The sequence below is a fragment of the Paenibacillus sp. FSL L8-0708 genome (genome assembly GCF_038009325.1).
Taxonomy (GTDB): Bacteria; Bacillota; Bacilli; order Paenibacillales; family Paenibacillaceae; genus Paenibacillus_AQ; species Paenibacillus_AQ odorifer.
In genome coordinates this window covers 302,167-320,634 of sequence record NZ_JBBPBC010000001.1, presented here as the reverse complement: position 1 = coordinate 320,634, position 18,468 = coordinate 302,167, and the positions used below count along the sequence as shown (strand labels likewise).

Annotated in this window: 11 protein-coding genes and 1 pseudogene; 4 read left to right on the top strand and 8 right to left on the bottom strand. The window is 47.4% G+C overall.

The window, feature by feature from the left end:
• The 3 genes and pseudogenes from NYE58_RS01455 to NYE58_RS01445 form a co-directional block, all read right to left on the bottom strand.
• Positions 1 to 951, bottom strand: a complete 951-nt coding sequence (locus NYE58_RS01455; RefSeq protein WP_036687292.1) for an ABC transporter permease — start codon at positions 949 to 951, stop codon at positions 1 to 3.
• 68 nt (positions 952 to 1,019) lie between these two features.
• Positions 1,020 to 2,636, bottom strand: coding sequence for an ABC transporter substrate-binding protein (locus NYE58_RS01450; RefSeq protein WP_076127005.1), 1,617 nt, complete (start codon positions 2,634 to 2,636; stop codon positions 1,020 to 1,022).
• 82 nt (positions 2,637 to 2,718) lie between these two features.
• A pseudogene (locus NYE58_RS01445) lies at positions 2,719 to 2,832 on the bottom strand (peptidylprolyl isomerase); the annotation flags it as partial.
• A 435-nt stretch (positions 2,833 to 3,267) separates the two neighbouring features.
• Between NYE58_RS01445 and NYE58_RS01440 the strand changes: the two are divergent.
• Positions 3,268 to 4,845 (top strand): glycosyltransferase family 2 protein, encoded by a 1,578-nt coding sequence (locus tag NYE58_RS01440; protein WP_341000931.1) that lies wholly within the window; start codon positions 3,268 to 3,270, stop codon positions 4,843 to 4,845.
• Positions 4,846 to 4,902: 57 nt separating this feature from the next.
• Here NYE58_RS01440 and clpB read toward each other — a convergent pair whose 3' ends face one another.
• The 3 genes from clpB to NYE58_RS01425 all read right to left on the bottom strand — a co-directional run bounded on the left by clpB (position 4,903) and on the right by NYE58_RS01425 (position 9,831).
• Positions 4,903 to 7,557, bottom strand: a complete 2,655-nt coding sequence (gene clpB / locus NYE58_RS01435; protein WP_341000930.1) for an ATP-dependent chaperone ClpB — start codon at positions 7,555 to 7,557, stop codon at positions 4,903 to 4,905.
• 626 nt (positions 7,558 to 8,183) lie between these two features.
• Positions 8,184 to 9,182, bottom strand: coding sequence for a DnaJ C-terminal domain-containing protein (locus NYE58_RS01430; RefSeq protein WP_179086975.1), 999 nt, complete (start codon positions 9,180 to 9,182; stop codon positions 8,184 to 8,186).
• Positions 9,183 to 9,357: 175 nt separating this feature from the next.
• A complete protein-coding gene (locus NYE58_RS01425; RefSeq protein ID WP_076186194.1) occupies positions 9,358 to 9,831 on the bottom strand; it encodes an Hsp20/alpha crystallin family protein in 474 nt (157 codons plus the stop codon).
• 409 nt (positions 9,832 to 10,240) lie between these two features.
• On the opposite strand from NYE58_RS01425, the gene NYE58_RS01420 reads away from it, so the two are divergent.
• Together NYE58_RS01420 and NYE58_RS01415 are read left to right on the top strand one after the other, a co-directional pair.
• Complete coding sequence (locus NYE58_RS01420) at positions 10,241 to 11,887, top strand: SWIM zinc finger family protein (RefSeq protein WP_341000929.1); 1,647 nt, start codon at positions 10,241 to 10,243, stop codon at positions 11,885 to 11,887.
• The gene (locus tag NYE58_RS01415; protein WP_341000928.1) at positions 11,884 to 14,904 is read left to right on the top strand and encodes a DEAD/DEAH box helicase; all 3,021 of its coding nucleotides are present in this window, start codon (positions 11,884 to 11,886) and stop codon (positions 14,902 to 14,904) included. The genes NYE58_RS01420 and NYE58_RS01415 overlap by 4 nt, the downstream gene beginning before the upstream one ends.
• A gap of 50 nt (positions 14,905 to 14,954) precedes the next feature.
• Here NYE58_RS01415 and NYE58_RS01410 read toward each other — a convergent pair whose 3' ends face one another.
• Positions 14,955 to 15,755, bottom strand: coding sequence for a hypothetical protein (locus NYE58_RS01410; RefSeq protein WP_076275929.1), 801 nt, complete (start codon positions 15,753 to 15,755; stop codon positions 14,955 to 14,957).
• Between the two features lie 527 nt (positions 15,756 to 16,282).
• On the opposite strand from NYE58_RS01410, the gene hflX reads away from it, so the two are divergent.
• The gene (hflX, locus tag NYE58_RS01405) at positions 16,283 to 17,548 is read left to right on the top strand and encodes a GTPase HflX (protein ID WP_341000927.1); all 1,266 of its coding nucleotides are present in this window, start codon (positions 16,283 to 16,285) and stop codon (positions 17,546 to 17,548) included.
• A gap of 156 nt (positions 17,549 to 17,704) precedes the next feature.
• On the opposite strand, the gene NYE58_RS01400 is transcribed toward hflX, so the two are convergent.
• Positions 17,705 to 18,433 (bottom strand): protein-glutamine gamma-glutamyltransferase, encoded by a 729-nt coding sequence (locus NYE58_RS01400; RefSeq protein WP_076186204.1) that lies wholly within the window; start codon positions 18,431 to 18,433, stop codon positions 17,705 to 17,707.
• Positions 18,434 to 18,468: the final 35 nt, after the last annotated feature.

The following is an 18,468-nucleotide window of genomic DNA, read 5'->3' as shown; positions in this document are numbered from 1 at the left end:
TCACCTCGTTAATTTAATTCGTGGGTCCACGAAGCTATATAGAATATCCGCGACCAGATTGCCGATGATCAGCATTAAAGAAGAGAACAAAGTTATTCCCATAATTACGGGATAATCCATCCCTTTAACCGCAGTCATCCCTAAAGAGCCAATACCCGGCCATGAAAATACCGTCTCCGTTACAATTGCACCCGCCACCAGATCACCCATCGACATCCCGAGCAATGTAATTACTGGCAACAGTACATGCTTAAGCACGTGACGGAACAGAATCGTTGTCTTGCTGGATCCAAAAGCATATTGAATCTGCACATATTCTTCTTTTAGCTGTCCAATCGTACTAGAGCGGATGTATCGTACGTAACCGGCCAGAAATCCAAACGCCAATACGGCGCAAGGCAAAATACCATGCTTCAATACATCAACCGCTGATTCCACACCAATGGTTCGCATCCCCATAATAGGCAGCAGGTGCAGCTTAATTGCGAATAAGTACATAAGTAAGATGGCCAGCCAAAATAAAGGCACTGAAATTCCGATATAGGATAAAAAATTAATTAGTTTATCCACCCAGCGGTTCCGGTTAGCTCCAGCAAGCAGACCCATCGGGATCGCCAACAGAACGGCTAAGCCGATTGCACTGCCCATCAAACCTGCTGTTGCAGGTAAACGTTCTAGAATTTGCTCCAATACAGGCTGATGATTCACAAGGGAATAACCGAAATTGCCCTGCAGTACTTCTTTGATCCATATAAAATATTGAATGTAGGCTGGCTTATCCAGCCCAAGGTTATGCCGGATGCGCTCAATATCATCCGCGTGCATATTCGGCGTAACGAAGGATAGTACCGGATCCCCCGGAGCCAGCTTAATCATCGCAAAGCACACAACCGAGACAAAAAACAGCATCGGCAGGGTTTGCAGTAATCTTCGGACGATAAGTTGTCTCATACGTATATTCTCCCAGTTCTATATCGGTAAAAAAATAAGCTGGATTGACCAGCTTATTTTTCCCGTTCTTATTTAAGGTAGATTTTCGATAAATCTTCAAAAATAACGACAGGCTTCAAGACTGCTTCTTCTAGACCGCCGTAGTTCTTGGAGACAGCTACAATAGTCTTAGTATTAGCAATTGGATAAATCGGTGCATCATCAGCAATGATCTCTTGGATCTTCTTATAGATCTCACCACGTTTAGTTACATCTGCTTCTCCTGCACCATCATTGAACAACTTATCGACTTCAGCATTATTATAATGCGAGTAGTTAGAGTCTGCAGTAGAAGTATACAAAATTCTGTAAGCATCAGGATCGTAACCCATAATATAACCTGCAATCGCAAGTTCAAAATCTGTTGAATTCATATCACTGAATTTCTGGCCATATGCCGAGGCATCCATATTTTGCAGTTCAACTTCAGCGCCAATGGCCTTTAGCTTTTGCTGCACGTATAGTGAAATGGCTTCCTGAGCTTTATTACCGCTCGATACAATCAATCTCAATTTCAGATCGCTAACCCCTGCCGATTGCAGAAGCTCTTTGGCTTTTTCTACATCATTATCAAAAGAAGGTACGTCATTAGTATAGAACAATGCATCCGGAGTCAAAAAGGACTTCGCCGGGTCTGCATACTCGTTAGAAGTATAAGCAGCCTGAATGATTTCATCACGATTTAGGGCTAAAGACAAGGCTTGACGAACTTCTTTTTTAGCAAGAGCACCTCTATCACTGTTTGCATTGAACAACAGGTAGGACAATCGGCCTTCACTATAAGGCAGGATTTCGAAATTGTTCGAAGCCTCAATCGTTCCAACATCCTGTGGATCTAGATACTTAATGTTGATCTCACCATTCTGAAGTGCGAGATTCGCAGCATTCGTATCTTTAGCAATCCGGTACGTTATAGAATCAAGATGTGGTTTGCCGCCAAAGTAGTTATCAAATCTCTCGAGTGTAACATATTCGCCTGCTTTGTATTCTTTAAATTTAAATGGGCCAGATCCAACCGGAGCAGCATTCTTGGTGCTTTTCTCTAGATCCGTCTCATTCTCAAAAATATGCTTTGGAATCGGAAATACTTGCACTAGTGTAGCTTCAAAAGCTGGGCTGACCTGCGGAAGCTTGAACTCTACAGTCAGATCATCCACCTTAACTGCCTTAACGGGTTTATCACCGATGAATAAGTTCGCTCTCAGCATGCTGTTTTGCTTCTCATCGAGGATGCTATCAATCGTGAACACGACATCGTCAGCTGTAAGCTTTTCTCCGTCATGCCAAGTTAGTCCACTTTTCAGTTTCAATGTATAAGTCAGGTTATCTTCGGAAAGTGTCAGGCTGTCTGCCAAGTAGAAGGTCTTCTCTCCGTTATTCACTTGGAACAATGGCGCGTAGAGCGCTTGGTCAATCGTCAGACTGACACGATCACCTGCATAGTTCGGATTTAGAATGACAGGATCTGCAGCGACCCCAATAATTAAGTTGCCGCCATCTTTTGGTTCAGTGCTTGCTGTCGATCCTTCAGTAGCCGTAGGCGTCTGATTTGTATTTGTCGAAGCGGCGTTATTTCCCCCGGAGCACGCGCTAATCAAAAATGTTAACAAAACCAAAGTAATAACTCCAGATAATCCTCTACGCATAAGTTTCTCCCCCGTGTCTATATTGTCTTTGTTTGTTTTTATATTGTATATCGGGATACTAGGAATTACAATGGATAGCATTTCACATTAATGTAATATTGAGGGAACTGATAGTTTCAACCTTTTTCATGACATCCCCACGCCTTAAAGTATCCACAGGGTCCATACCTGAAATGACTCTTCCGAATACAGTATGCCAAGGGTCGCAATAATCAAACTCTGTTCAGCCACCAATATGAGCTTCAGTCTTCGCTGTCTCTTCCGGTGCAATCAATTTCCTCAGCATCCTCATTCAGCAGAGGTCGGTATTCACCCTTTCCATCATCCCAGAACACATCCGCACGAGGATTCATGGCCAGTAACAGATTGATTAACTACTGAACTTTTAGTGGTGATTTATCCATAGTCTCATTCCTGTGCTCATCTGGCTGCATTCTTATCTAATTATCCGGTAATTGTACAGCAGATTCATCAAAATTAATATATCTAAAAAGTTCAATTTATCCAACTCTCATTTCTCATTTACTATAAGAACTTTGCGAAATAAGGATTATTACTCTCTCACTGTAAATATATTGAGAACATACCTATACCTCTCGGAAGAAAGGGAGAGTCCCCCAAGGAGGCCGCAATGAATAAGACACGCGTACTAATCGGCAGCCCGATCCATCAAAAGCCCAATGTATTACGGGAATTTCTGAATTCCCTGCTGCGCTTGAATATCGAGCAAATCGAACTGGATTTCCATCTGATTGATGACAATGATGATGAGGAATCCAGCCGGCTGCTCCAGGAATTTAAAAGCAAGGGCGAGCATATTTTTATTCAAAGCTCCGGCTTTAACGATGCGTACATTCGCAATGATACGACTCACTATTGGAATTCTGATTTAGTCTGGAAAGTCGCCAACTTCAAAAACCTCATGATTAACCGAGCGCAAACCCTGAACTACGACTACCTGTTTCTGATCGACTCAGACCTCATCCTCCACCCCGATACGCTAAGACATCTAATAGGGACGAACAAAGATATTATTTCAGAGGTATTTTGGACACAGTGGCAGCCAGATACCATGTTTCAGCCGCAGGTCTGGATGCATGACGAATATAATCAGTGGGAGATACTTCCCGGCGAAAAACTGCAACCCGAGGAGATCAACCGCAGATTTCATGAATTCATAACCAAACTCCGCAATCCTGGAATCTATGAAGTGGGGGGTCTCGGCGCTTGTACATTGATTAGTCAGCATGCGATAAAAGCCGGGGTGAGCTACAATCAGATCCGGAACATATCATACTGGGGCGAGGATCGCCATTTCTGCATTCGTGCCGCGGCCCTTGGCATTCCGCTATTTGTTGACACCCATTATCCTGCCCTTCATTTGTACAGAGATAGTGATTTGAACAAAGTTGAAGATTTCATCAGAGAAACAACAGGGGTAAAAGCTGAATCGGCACCCACACCCATCGAGGAAAATTCCAATGAGGTTGCAGCTGCTCCTATAACCAAAAAGCGTCCCAAGCTAACCCTTACCATGGTTGTAAAAAATGAAAGCGGGCGCTTCCTGCGACAGGTTCTGGAGGAACACCGCAAATATATCGATGAGGCTGTCATTATTGATGACGGCAGCACCGACAATACAGCAGCTGTCTGTCTGGAAGCACTTGAAGGCATTCCCGTTCGTCTCGTGCATAATACCGAATCCAAGTTCAGCAATGAAATTGAGCTGCGAAAACAGCAGTGGGAGGAAGTCCTAAAGACAAATCCCGAGTGGATTCTGAGTCTGGACGCGGATGAGATCTTTGAAGCCAGCTTTGCAGAAAATATAGATTCCTTGCTGTATGCAGATGGGGTCGATCTGTTCTGCTTCCGCCTTTACGATTTATGGAACGCGAACCATTACAGGGAGGATACCTACTGGCGCTCTCATCTGAACTACCGCCCTTTTTTGCTTCGCTATAAAGAAGACTTCAACTATGTATGGAATGAATCCCCACAGCACTGTGGGCGGTTCCCGGAAAATATTTTCGAGCTGTCTCATCAGCTAAGCAATCTGCGGCTCAAGCATCTCGGTTGGTCCAAAGCCGAGTTCCGGCTGGAAAAATATCTGCGTTATATGCTCCTCGACCCCGACGGCAAATACGGCTGGAAAGAGCAGTACATGTCCATCTTGGATGAACAGCCTCATCTAATCCCTTGGGTGGAATGAGGCTTACAATAAAAAGGGCGTTCACAAAACCATTAGGGTTTTGTGAACGCCCTTTTTTTATTCAGAACTCAATTCAGAACTCTCTGGTCCATCGACTTCTGGCTTCAGAATGGTTACTGTCAGCTCGTTGCCGGATTCATCCACCTGAATAACTGATCCCTCTGCGGCTTCACCAGCAATAATCGCACGCGCCACACGTGTCTCCAAGCTGCGCTGGATAAATCTTTTCAACGGTCTTGCCCCATACACAGGATCAAAACCTTCCTTAGCGATAAAACGCACCGCCGATTCAGTTAATGCCAGCCCGATCTCCCGTTCTGCCAGACGTAGACGCAATCCATCCACCAGTTTGTCCACAATTTTCTCGATCTCACCCAGTGTCAGCGGCTTGAACATTACAATGTCATCCACCCGGTTCAGGAACTCTGGACGGAAATGACCACTCAGTTCCTTCATCACTCTATCCTTTGCAGCTTCCGTGAGCTGACCTTTTTCATCGGTGCCTTGAATCAGATGAGGTGAACCGATATTGGAAGTCATAATGATGATTGTATTCTTGAAGTCAACCATTCGGCCCTGTGAATCAGTCAGCCGTCCATCATCAAGCAGCTGCAACAGAATGTTAAACACATCGGGATGCGCCTTCTCCACTTCATCGAGCAGCACTACAGTATAAGGCTGACGCCGCACAGCTTCCGTGAGCTGCCCGCCTTCCTCATATCCAACATATCCTGGAGGTGCACCGACTAGGCGGGAGACACTATGCTTTTCCATATACTCCGACATATCTATACGGATCATGCCATCTTCGCGGTCAAAAAGAGATACCGCAAGCGACTTAGCCAGCTCAGTCTTCCCTACACCCGTCGGGCCAAGGAACAGGAATGAGCCAATCGGGCGATTCGGATCTTTGATTCCCGCTCTTGCCCGAAGCACTGCATCGGCCACCAAGCTGACAGCTTCGTCTTGGCCCACTACCCGTTCATGCAGCGTATCCTCCAGACGCAGGAGCTTATCCCGCTCGCCTTCTACCAGTCGGCTAACCGGAACGCCGGTCCAGCGGGAGACAATATCTGCGATTTCCTCTTCAGTAACAGCCTCACGTAGCAATCTTGTATCCTGATCCTGCTGTGCCGCTTCTTCCGCTGCTTTCAGCTGACGCTCCAAATCAGGAATAATGCCGTAGCTCAGTTCGGCTGACTTATTAAGATCATATTCCTCCTGTGCATCAACCAGATCCTTACGTGCTTGCTCCAGCCGTTTTTTGAGGTCGCGAATCCCTTGGATGGCCGACTTCTCTTTCTCCCAGCGCGCCGTCATTCCTAGCTGCTTCTCCTTCAGGTCAGCGAGCTCGCGCTGTAATATTTCGAGACGGCGTTTGCTGGCGTCATCGGTTTCTTTTTTAAGCGCTGCTTCTTCAATCTCCATCTGCATCAGGCGGCGGGTCACTTCATCCATCTCACCCGGCATGGAGTCTATCTCTGTGCGGATCATGGCGCAAGCCTCGTCCACTAGGTCAATCGCCTTATCCGGTAAAAATCGATCCGTAATATAACGATTGGACAATACCCCTGCGGCTACCAGTGCGCTGTCATGGATTTTGACCCCGTGGTGAACTTCAAACCGCTCCTTCAGACCACGCAAAATGGAGATCGTATCCTCTACATCGGGTTCGCTCACGAGCACCTGTTGGAAACGGCGCTCCAGCGCAGGGTCCTTCTCTATATATTTGCGATATTCATCGAGCGTTGTGGCACCAATACAGTGCAGCTCACCCCGGGCCAACATCGGCTTCAGCATATTGCCCGCATCCATCGAGCCTTCGGTTTTACCTGCTCCCACAATCGTATGCAGCTCATCAATAAAAAGAATAATGCGGCCGTTACTTTCGCGAACCTCCCTCAATACCGCCTGCAGGCGTTCTTCGAATTCACCACGGAACTTCGCGCCTGCCACAAGTGAACTCATATCCAGTGAAAAAATCGTCTTATCCTTCAGCCCCTCTGGTACGTCTTTGCGCACGATCCGGTGGGCCAAGCCTTCCACAATGGCTGTTTTCCCTACACCTGGTTCACCGATCAGCACAGGATTATTTTTCGTTTTACGGGACAAAATCCGGATTACCCGGCGGATCTCGCCATCACGACCAATGACTGGATCAATCTTGCCCGCGCGAACCTCTGCTACAAGATCACGGCCGTATTTCTCCAGCACCTCATAAGTAGCTTCTGGCTCCCGGCTGGTTACCCGCTGATGTCCACGGATCTCAGCAAGCACCGACATCAGCTTCTCACGGGTCAGCCCACGGCGGACAAAAAGATCCCTTAGCTCACGATTCTCCCCGCTCGAATCCGACACCATGGCCAGCACCGCATGCTCCACAGAAACAAACTCATCCTGCATCTTCGCCGCTTCCTTCTCCGCCTGCTCCAGCAGATGAATCAGCGATTGCGAGGCGTAACGCCTTACCGTGCTTACTCCTGACCCGCTGATGCTCGGCTTGCGTTGAAGCAGTTCATCTGTGCTGCGCATCAGCTCAGCCACAGGGATATTCATCTTTTGCAGCAATCTTGGCAGCAATCCTTCTTGCTGCTGAAGCAACGCTTTTAACAGATGGAGATTATCAATCTCCTGATGACCGCTGTCTGATGCCAGCGACTGCGCCGCAGCTACTGCTTCCTGCAGCTTTTGAGTTAATTTATTGAAATCCATAGCTCTCTCACCTTTCTATTTAGGAGTGATTATATTAAATCGGCCTTTTGGGCCGGGGATAGGCTAATTTAGTGGGATTTATCCCGCTTATTTCGAGTAACTGGCTGGTTTGCACTCATTCTGCGGGATTTATACTGTTCTTTTCGAGTAACTAGTTGGTTTGCACTCATTCTACGGGATTTATACCGTTCTTTTCGAGTAACTAGTTGGTTTGCGCTCATTCTGCGGGATTTTTACCGTTCTTTTCGAGTAACTAGTTGGTTTGCACTCATTCTACGGGATTTTTACCGTTCTTTTCGAGTAACTAACTGGTTTGCGCTCATTCTACGGGATTTTTGCCGCTCTTTTCGAGTAACTAGCTGGTTTGCACTCATTCTGCGGGATTTATACCGTTCTTTTCGACCATCGATCCCAGTTTGGCACTTTCGAAGGCACTTTCGAAAGCACTTTTGGCACTTTTTTCCCACCATAGTGCCGACTTTCACCGTTTGAGCGAAACGTTCATTTATAGTTAGTGGCTAAATAAGTTACTGTTCTGCAATTAGCATTCAAATCACCTTATTCACCAACCAGAGTTGATCACAAACGAGTGTAATTACCTCACCTCTACCTCTTCTACCTATCTATTAATTACCCACTTTCGCCTTCTGCCGCTGGGTGCCAGTGCTTTGACGTTTAGCTCTGGCTTCGAAAGGGCTGGAGTCTGCCAGCTTTCGGTAGAGATTTTTCTCCGCTTCGCTGATAGGTTCAGGGATAACAATCTCAATTCCAAATAAAATATCGCCATTCGCACCATTCTCACGTTTTAAGCCCTTGCCGGGGATACGTAGCGTTTTGCCGCTCTGAATTCCTGCTGGAATCTTCAATTTCACGGCGCCGCCCCCCGGTAATGGAACCTTTACTTCTCCACCCAATACCGCTTGCCAAGGAGCGATTTCAACCATGCCATATAAGTCGCCATCGCGAATCTCATAAATATCATGAGGAAGAATATGAAGTGCCAGCAACACGTCGCCACCCGGAGTGTTTCCCGCGATTTTAATAATTGTACCCTCATAGGATCTAGGCGGAATGTTCACATCCACCGTTTTGTCACTGACCTGTACTCTTACAGTGGCGCCTTTATAAGCCTGCTCCAAGGTAATATCCAGCTGCGCCTGCATGGTACTGCGGGCCTCGCCCCACGGATTGCCATTCGCACGCCCCGTTCCACTTCCCGAGAAAAAATCAAAGCCAGCCCGATCCGCCGAGCCCCGATTCCCAAAAAACATCCCGAATAAATCTTCCTCCGAAATACCAGAACCTCCTGTTGAATAAGTTCCACCTTTCCAGCTTCCACTTCCACCAAAGTTTGAATCCCAAGAGGAGGCTCCACTCGCCGCCCCTCCACTAGCTCTGCCACGTTGAGCTCCATAAAGCAGCTCTTCATCATAGAGTTTCCGTTTATCCTCATTACCAAGCACTTCATAGGCTTCAGCTGCTTCTTTGAATTTCGCCTCTGCCTCAGGGGCTTTGTTAACATCGGGATGCCACTTCTTGGCAAGCTTCTGATAAGCCTTTTTAATTTCCTGTTTAGTAGCTTTTTTGCTCACACCCAAAGCATCATAATAGCTTTTACTAGCCACTCGCGCTTCCTCCTTTCCATCCCTATTCTCATATTGACCACCATTGCACTCCGAGAAAAGACGCACCATAGCCGGAATCCTCCACTACAATGCGCCTTCTATTCATAACACTATATTAAAAGCCCGCTGCCATCTCTAAAAGACTGAGCGGAAGTTCATTCCGCTTAATTTATGCTTATTCAGACTGCGAACCCGTAGAATTAGAATCTCCGTCTTGAATCTCGATGCGTTTACCTTGCATTTTTTGCCGTTTGGGAACTTCCAGCTTCAGCACTCCATCTTTCAAAGACGCGCGAATTTCTTCCTCGGCAATATCTTGAACATAGAATCTGCGCACATATTCACCATATCGGCGTTCTCTGCGTACAATCTGATGTTCCTTGTTCTCCTCAGCATTTTCTTCCTTACGTACCGCTTTAATCGTCAAATAAGGACTGGCATAATCAATGTCGATTTCTTCTTTTTTCAAACCAGGAAGTTCAGCTTCAATCAGGTAAGCCTGCTCACTCTCACGAATATCTGTTCTGAAGGACATCGTGGAGCTCTTAATCGGTGCAAAAAAATCATCATTAAAAACATCATTCAAGGACTTAGCCAGCACACCAAAAGCATCATCTCTACGTTTACCAAAAGGAACCATATCAAACATTATCCATTCTCCTCTCATTGACTTTGACTTTATTTGACCTATGACCTTATTATAGTCCCCTACCCGAGAAATAACAAAACCGATTTAAGCCGATTATCGCTCGAATTCAGGCGAATTAGCTGATTTTCCACAACAAAATTAGTTCTTTTTATTTATTTGACCAATTTTGACCTTTGTTTGATCTTTCGTAAATGACACCTATTTAATCATGATCCAACTTGCAGTACGATTATTATATGTTCAGACCTTCCGTTCAATACAAGCCATTAGCTTCTAATCATCTTCACGCCAGCTTTTACACAGAGTTTTCTTACGATCTATCAAAATTTAACGATTTAAAGATGAAGCCAGCAGAAGTGATATAATGAAAGACAACTAAAGACCATTTTCGTTACAGGAGACCAATTGTATGCAACCAACCTATCCTATGGATGATACGCAGTGGAGTAAGCTCATCCAAAATGTCGCCTATTATTTCGATGATCTTACCCTCAAGCGGGGGTTCCAATATTATAAACAAAATCGAGTGCAGCCGTTTACTATGACGGAGCCTCGTAAGATTAACGCTATAGTTGAAGGTAGAGAGGATTACCGCGTCACCATTGATCTCGACGGCTTCACCAATTGTCATTGTAATTGTCCAGTATCAGGTCATTGCAAGCATATGGCTGCTGTGCTGCTGAATTATGCCGAACAGCAGAATAGATCTGTACAAGTTCTAGCTAACGCTAAAGCTGCTTCCTTTTTGCCCAAAATATCAAGTACAGCAACAAGTACTTCTATTGGAGCCGATGCAACTCGTCAGCAGCAAATGAAAGAGATGGCTAACCACATCGCTAGCGGGAAAATAACGGAGTGGCGGGAGTATTTTGAATTCTGTGTCTCCCCTCTAGCCCATACCACCCGAAATCCTGAATATGTGAGTCGGGCCTTGTCTGCAATTAATAAATTCAAACCAAAGATGCTTCCGGAAACGGAGAAGCTGTTCACTCTGCATGCTCATCTTTATCTGTTGGAAAAGCTCGCTAAGCCTTCCACGCAATCCGTCGGTCAGGCCGCTTACGCCCCTTCTCTTGGTTATTACACACAGGTAGCAGTCTCAGAGCTACAGGAAGTAATCACAGGTCTTTTAAAAAAGACACTTCCGCTGTCCCCCGAGCAAGAGCAGGATCTATGGCCATACGTCATCGATACTCTATCTTATCTGCGGCGCGAGATGTTGACGGAGTCACGGGATCGCTCACGGGATCAACCCTCTTTTTCTCTTAGCTATGATCTGCTGTGGAGAAATTGGATTTATCCGAATACAGGTGGAACTAAGCTTTACCTGAATGAAATCGAACAGCTGCAGCAAGCAGAAGGTGAATTAGGCGCTTCCCTGTCACAACATGCGTGGCTGTTAGCTCAGAGCCGCATGTATTACTATCTGATGGATGACCAGAAAGCTTGGGACTTACTGAATAAGGCTGCCGAACGCCCGGGTCTCCATCCCGATGAGCTCATGAGCTTCACCTCTCCGCTGCTGGATGCAGGGGATTGGTCCCGGTTGGTGGGTTGGCTTGTTCAGATCGGTCCACTGCTGAGCAGCAGACTCTATAATCTCAATAGCTATTCAACCAGTTGGGAAGAAGCTGTTCGCCACCTGCCTGAAGCTGAGCTGCAAATGTGGGACACACTAGCCACCATGTTACCTATCTCTGGCGAAGTCTATGAAGAGAAGTTAATCACCTATGAGAAATGGCAGACCTGGATGGATTATCAGCTGTCCATCGGTAAACAGCCCTCCGAATTTCGTGTCAAAGACCTCCAACCGGTGGAAAAGAATGCACCTGAGGTTCTGCTGCCCTTTTACCATCAGGCCGCCGAAAGATTCGTGCTGGATAAGAACAGACATAGCTACAAAGCGGCTGTGAAATTGTTGAAACGATTATCCAAGCTGTATAAAAAGCTGAAACAAGAAGAACGCTGGGAAGAGTTCCTCACTGCCTTCGCCATTAGGCATAGCAGGCTCCGTGCGCTGCAAGAGGAGCTTCGGAAAGGAAAGCTAATACCATGAACATGCATTTACGCACGCTAACCATCCGGCTTGCATTAAGCCAGTATGGCGATGCTTTAATATTTGGAATGAATGAGCGCGAAGATCTCGTGCCGGGCTTGCAGCTTAAGCAGCGGCTTTTCGCCTGGCATGAGGCGTCTTTTTATGGTACAGAGTTAACCGTGCAGCCCGCTGGCGAAGGCGTGGAGCTAGTGATTCTTCCTGCTGAGCAGGTCATCCCCTTCTTTGCCGAGCAGAAGCTTTTGGCGCATATCGAATGGAGCTGGGAGGGCGATGCCGCCCACCTCACAGAACTGGCGCCACTTCTGGCTATATGTCTGGAGCACAAACAGTATATTCCCGACATCTCCGCCTACCGCGCCGGGAGGCTGCAATGGACTTGGGACGAGGGGGCTCTTGCGCAGGTGGCAGTGGACAGTGACACTGCTAAGGGAGCCCTTGAGGCGCTAAATGGCGGCAGCGAATTTAGCCGTGGATTACGTGCGGCGTTCTCTGCCGCCGTATCGCAGCGCTATTACAGCACGGAGGCCGAGGCCGGCGACCTCCGCAGCGAATTCCCGCTTCTCTTCGATAGAAGCGGAGCACTTGCAGCGGGCATGGATACCGCCGCGTGGCTTATCGCCATTGGCTGGAAGGCGGACTCCGCGCCTTTCCGGCCCGCTCTACAGCTGCTGGAGCCCGATGAGGATGAATCCTATTGGCGGCTGCAGCTGATCCTTCAGGACAAGCGCGATGAATCCGCGCTTGTTCCCATCAGGCTCGCCGATAACGGCGAGCCGTACGGCTTGTGGCCGGCCGCGTGGTCGGCTCACGTGCATGAACGGGCCGCGGGATGGCTGGAGCGCCTCCGCGGCAGTCTGCCGCCCGAGCGCTTCGCGGCGGGCGGCGATGTGCTGGCCGAACCGCTGAGCGATGCCATCGCCTGGCGGTTCTTGACGGCCGAGAGCCAGCGGCTGCTGGAAGCAGGCTGGCAAGTGCTGCTGCCGGCGTGGTGGGAAGCCGCCAGCCGGAAAAAGCCGCGCCTGCGCGCAAAGATCAGCTCCGGCGAAGACAAACGCAGCGGTGGCGAGTCGCTGTTTGGTCTCGATTCGATCATCGATTTCGATTGGCGAATCTCCATCGGCGATGCGGATCTCACTGAAGCCGAATTTGCCGAGCTGGTCGCAAGAGGGGAACGGCTCGTCCGCTTCAAGGGCAAATGGGTCTCACTCGATCCGGCTCTGCTGGCGCAAATCCAAAGAGCCATGGCGGGAATGGACAAGTCGCAAGGCTTGTCCTTCCAAGACGTGCTTCAGCTCCACTTGCTAGGAGCTGGTGAAGAGGCAGACGCTGATGCTACGGAAGAGCAGCTGCAAGAGGATGCCGCGCGTCTGCGTCTGGAGGTAGAGCTGAACGAGCATTTGATCAGCCTTATCGGTCAGCTGGGCCAGCGCTCAGAATGGCCTAAGCCGCCCGTACCCGCAGGCCTTAAAGCGGAGCTGCGCACCTATCAGCATGAAGGATTCGCCTGGCTGACCTTTCTGCGCCGCTTTGGGCTGGGGGCCTGTCTAGCCGATGATATGGGACTAGGCAAAACAGTACAGCTCATCGCCTATCTGCTACACATCCAAGAAAACACGGATGCAAGCTCAGCCCGGCGGCAGACCGACCCACCAGGCTGGCCTTCATTGATCATCTGCCCGACCTCCGTGTTAGGCAATTGGCAGAAAGAGCTGGAACGCTTCGCGCCTTCGTTGAATGTTATGCTTCATTACGGAAGCCGCCGTCTGGACGCAGGATTCTTCTATGGCGCAGCTTCGCAAGCCGATGTGGTACTGACCTCTTATGCGACTGCTGCGCTTGACCAAGAGCTGCTAAAGGAATTCACTTGGGCGACGATCTGCCTGGATGAAGCTCAAAATATCAAAAATGCCCAAACCAAACAATCCGCAGCTGTACGTAGTTTTCCAGCTCTACACCGGGTCGCCTTAACAGGGACGCCGATAGAGAACAGATTATCCGAGCTGTGGTCCATTTATGATTTTATAACCCCAGGTTATCTGGGCAGCGCCAAGTCTTTTAATGACCGATTCACGAATGCTATTGAAAAGGAACGCGACGCGAAACGTACAGCGGACCTACAAAATCTAGTAAAACCATTCATGCTGCGCCGCAAGAAAAAAGACCCTAATATACAGCTCGATCTACCTGATAAAAATGAAATGAAAACCTATGTTCATCTGACAGCCGAACAAGCGGCGCTTTACGATCAAACCGTAAACGGACTGTTGGAACGGATGAAGAAGCTGGAAGGCATTGAGCGCAAAGGGGCAATTCTCGGGGCTCTGACCGGGCTTAAGCAGCTATGCGATCACCCGATGCTTGTGACAAAAGAAGCTATCCCTGAGCTTGATACGGACAATAAACTGGATACCAGCTTTCTTATTAACCGTTCCTCCAAACTGGAAAGACTGCTGGACATGGTTAAGGAGCTGCGCGCGGAAGACGAGCGCTGCCTGATTTTTACTCAATATGTGGGTATGGGAAAAATGCTTCAGGCTGTTCTCCAGCAGGAGCTGGGCGAACCCGTCCTTTATTTGAACGGAAGTACCTCCAAACAGGCGCGCGACCGCATGATCGAGCGGTTTCAGACACCAGCCCCTTCGGCGGAAGATGGGTCTACACGCCCAGACACATCGCCGTCTGATCAGCCGAATGTATTCATCCTTTCACTCAAGGCTGGGGGAGTTGGCCTGAACTTAACTGCAGCCAATCACGTATTCCACTTCGACCGCTGGTGGAATCCAGCGGTGGAGAATCAAGCAACTGACCGCGCTTACCGCATGGGCCAGACTCGTGATGTGCAGGTGCATAAATTCATCGCCCTGGGCACACTCGAAGAACGGATTGATGAGATGCTGGAGAACAAACAGCAGCTCAGCGATAATGTGATCTCCAGCTCGGAAGGCTGGATTACCGAGCTGTCCACAGAGGCTCTGAAAGATCTCTTCACCTTGCGTCGTGACTTAAATGACTAGCAAAAAGGAACATTCGCGTAAATGCGAATGTTCCTTTTTCACAAGAATAATTACCATTGCTCGGACATTTTAAAGGTAACTGCGAGATCGTCCCCGCCCGAGAGGGAGTTTACCACCAATGTGACAGGTTCATCATGGAACTCGTATGAGAGTCGCTCATTAAGTAAATTGACCGCCAGATTCGCATACGCCCCAGAAATCCCTGATCCTGTACCTTGCATAATAACTTTTCCACCCGTGACCGTAGTGCAGGTATAGTTCACTAGCAGCGCCGTGTCCGTGACAGGAATATTTGTAGTCGGTGTAGGATAATTCTCGAAGGCCCCATCAAGGGTCCCGCCTGCAACGACCATATATCGCACAGGTCTTTTGGACATAACATCTAAAGCTGCCGGTCGAATCTCAGCCGCAAGACCTTGTGGAATAGCAAAGCCAGGACGTCTCATAAAGCTGATCGCTGCGAAGTCAGTCGATGTAACGGTCACGTTATCACGTATTTCCGAGGTTATTCGGCTCACTTGAAACACTTCAAGATCAACGGCCGTCCATACACCGTCCACATCAACAAGGAAAACCTGAATCTTCATCTGCTCCTGCGAATATACAAAATTAAATTGGAATAAATCCTCTACCATGACATAGGTCTTGCTTAAGGTCTCCTGATATTGCAGCTCAAATAACTCTTCAACAAAAATGGCCTGGGGACTGACACTATTGGATAAGCCCGTAATATAACAAAACGCGCCAGCCGATCCATTGTTGACAACTTTGATCACTACTTGATCTATTGGCCGAGTACCGTCGACTGGTAAATTAATAATGGTGTTTGTGGACAGAACAGGCAATGTCATCACACCTCCTATATATCAATTCATATATGATATGTAAACATTGTTTAGAATTATTGGGTGTAATTAAAATACAAGAGATGTTCCAGAGCATAAATAGAGATTTGCCACTAAATAACGAATGTGGTAAACTCGACTTAACTTTTTATGAACGGAGGGTTACGTGTGATAGACTTTATCCGAGTTAGAACTTTGCGCGGCTAATTGAATAGCGCTAAAGCTCTGCCCATGTGCAGAGGACTCAGGATTGGTCTACCCATTTTTAAAGGTAACCCGATAATTTAACAACAGCGTGTAGGGAGGATTCTCTTCACCTCCATTCCTTTAAGAATTGAACATCCATAGAAGCCGATTAGCCAACTGCTGCTCGCAAGGGATCAAAGTGACTCTTCCCTGCGACTGGACTGTTGTTTAATTCATTCTACCTATGGAAGGCCCTAACTCTGACGTCCTCTAACGAACCGTAAGCACAGGCAGATTGCCTGTGTTTTTTTGCGTTTATTATTTACTATTGGAGGATGAATAAATATATGGAACAAATACGAGAAAAAGCAATTATAGTCGGTGTCCAGCTTCAGAACGAAACGAATTTTGCCTATTCGATGGAAGAGCTGAGCAATCTGGCAGTTGCCTGTGACCTTGAAGTCGTAGGAGAGCTTAGTCAAAAGGCAAGTCGAATTAACCCCTCCCATTATATCGGGACAGGTAAAATCGAGGAATTATCGGCACTTTTAGAGGCACACGATGCTCCTATTGTTATTTTTAACGACGAACTGTCACCTTCACAGATCCGCAATTTGGAGTCCGCACTGGATCGTCAGGTCATTGACCGGACCATTCTGATCTTGAATATTTTTGCGGAAAGAGCGAAGACCAAGGAAGCCCAGCTGCAAGTTGAAGTAGCCAAGCTGCAATATATGCTGCCGCGCCTCACAGGTCTTCGTGAGTCGCTGGGCAGACAAGGTGGCGGAGCTGGACTTAAAAACAGAGGTGCTGGTGAAACCAAGCTAGAGCTGGACCGCAGAAGAATTGAAGAGCGGATTACTGCTTTACAGGTTGAACTGCAACAACAAGTAGCAAGACGCCAAATCCAGCGGAAACAACGGCATAAAAATGAAGTTCCCGTCGTCTGCCTGGTAGGCTATACGAACACCGGAAAATCCAGCTTAATGAATGTCATGGTAGAGACTTACCATCCGGGTTCCCATAAACAAGTATTCGCCAAGGATATGCTGTTCGCTACACTAGAGACATCGGTTCGCAGCATTGAGCTGCCTGATCACAAAACCTTTTTATTAACAGATACTGTCGGATTCGTCAGCCAGCTTCCCCATCATCTGGTCAAAGCGTTCCGCTCCACTCTTGAAGAGGTTACCGAAGCGGACTTATTGATTCATGTAGTCGATATTTCCGATCCGCAGCATCAACAGCATATGGCGGTTACAGATGAGACGCTCAAAGCACTCGGCGCTGACCAGCTTCCAACGATCTATGCCTATAATAAAGCTGATCTGACTGATTTGCCTTACCCGCAAATTGAAAGTGACAATGTCTACCTTTCCGCCAAGCAAAATAGTGGAATGGCTGAACTTACCGCTCTGATCCGCAGCCATGTTTTTACGGACTATGTCCAGTGTGAGATTCTGGTTCCATTTGATCGGGGTAATGTAGTCTCTTATTTCAATGAACACGCCCATGTTCAATCTACTAGCTATGAAGAAACAGGCACACGCCTTGAGCTGGAATGCAGAAAATCTGATTTTGAGAAATTCCGCAACGATTTTATTGAGCTATAACAAATTAGGAACGACGTGGTAATCCTTAATTAAAAAAGAGGGATAGAGTTTTCAGAGTTATCTGAAGCTCTATCCCTTTCTTTTGTGAATAAAAAAATGAACAATACAAAAGAGCCCTCTCTTTGCATTGCTCAGTAAGTATAAAATAGGCAGACGCTAGATCTTATAAATATAGTTTCTAGACCCTATTCTTGAACATACAGTGTATCGGAAGCTTCTATTGTTGGCTGCCGGTAAAACCGTTCCTGCAGATAACCGCTGTAAGTAATTAAAGTCTGGATGCACCGATTCATCCGTTAAATAGGCCGAGATATCACTCCCATATACTCTTTCCTGATTCAGAGAGTCTATGATAATCTCTCCAGTAGTAATCCCTATGCCATGGCCGTAGAACAGATCATTTTCGAGTTTAATTGCATTCTCGCCCTGCCATTCTGGCTTGCTCGGAGCATGATCGGGATTCTTGAAATATACAACGTCTCCCCGCTGCGTTAGTTCCTTGTTGTAGTTCGTGATTAAGCGTAAATTCTCGTCATAATTCCAGTCCCATAAGAACAAGTCCTTGAAATACTTATTAAACGCTTCTTCACCTATAGCTTCAATCGTCGCCCGATACATAACAATGACCATGGCTGTCGCGCATTCAAAGGCATATAAATGACCATTCCGAAAAATATCTTTAATCCCCACTGTGGGTTCCACGCCAGCGTTCAGCTGAAGCCCACCAATCTCTGTACGTGTCCAAAACTGCGGATTGCAGCGGGAATCATCAAATGTTGCAAAATCCACTCCACTTTCATTTAAAGCTTCAGCCGATTCCACGATGCTTTCTCTCATTTTGCGCTCAAAGTCAAGGGCATCGGGTGAACGAACTTCCTTCACCATGCTTAGTCCCTCCAATGTTATAGGTTCTAAATATA

Coding starts and splice junctions, on each gene's coding strand:
- NYE58_RS01455 (WP_036687292.1), bottom strand. CDS start 951: ATGAGACAACTTATCGTCCGAAGATTACTGCAAACCCTGCCGATGCTG.
- NYE58_RS01450 (WP_076127005.1), bottom strand. CDS start 2,636: ATGCGTAGAGGATTATCTGGAGTTATTACTTTGGTTTTGTTAACATTT.
- NYE58_RS01440 (WP_341000931.1), top strand. CDS start 3,268: ATGAATAAGACACGCGTACTAATCGGCAGCCCGATCCATCAAAAGCCC.
- clpB (WP_341000930.1), bottom strand. CDS start 7,557: ATGGATTTCAATAAATTAACTCAAAAGCTGCAGGAAGCAGTAGCTGCG.
- NYE58_RS01425 (WP_076186194.1), bottom strand. CDS start 9,831: ATGTTTGATATGGTTCCTTTTGGTAAACGTAGAGATGATGCTTTTGGT.
- NYE58_RS01420 (WP_341000929.1), top strand. CDS start 10,241: ATGCAACCAACCTATCCTATGGATGATACGCAGTGGAGTAAGCTCATC.
- NYE58_RS01415 (WP_341000928.1), top strand. CDS start 11,884: ATGAACATGCATTTACGCACGCTAACCATCCGGCTTGCATTAAGCCAG.
- NYE58_RS01410 (WP_076275929.1), bottom strand. CDS start 15,755: ATGACATTGCCTGTTCTGTCCACAAACACCATTATTAATTTACCAGTC.
- hflX (WP_341000927.1), top strand. CDS start 16,283: ATGGAACAAATACGAGAAAAAGCAATTATAGTCGGTGTCCAGCTTCAG.
- NYE58_RS01400 (WP_076186204.1), bottom strand. CDS start 18,433: ATGGTGAAGGAAGTTCGTTCACCCGATGCCCTTGACTTTGAGCGCAAA.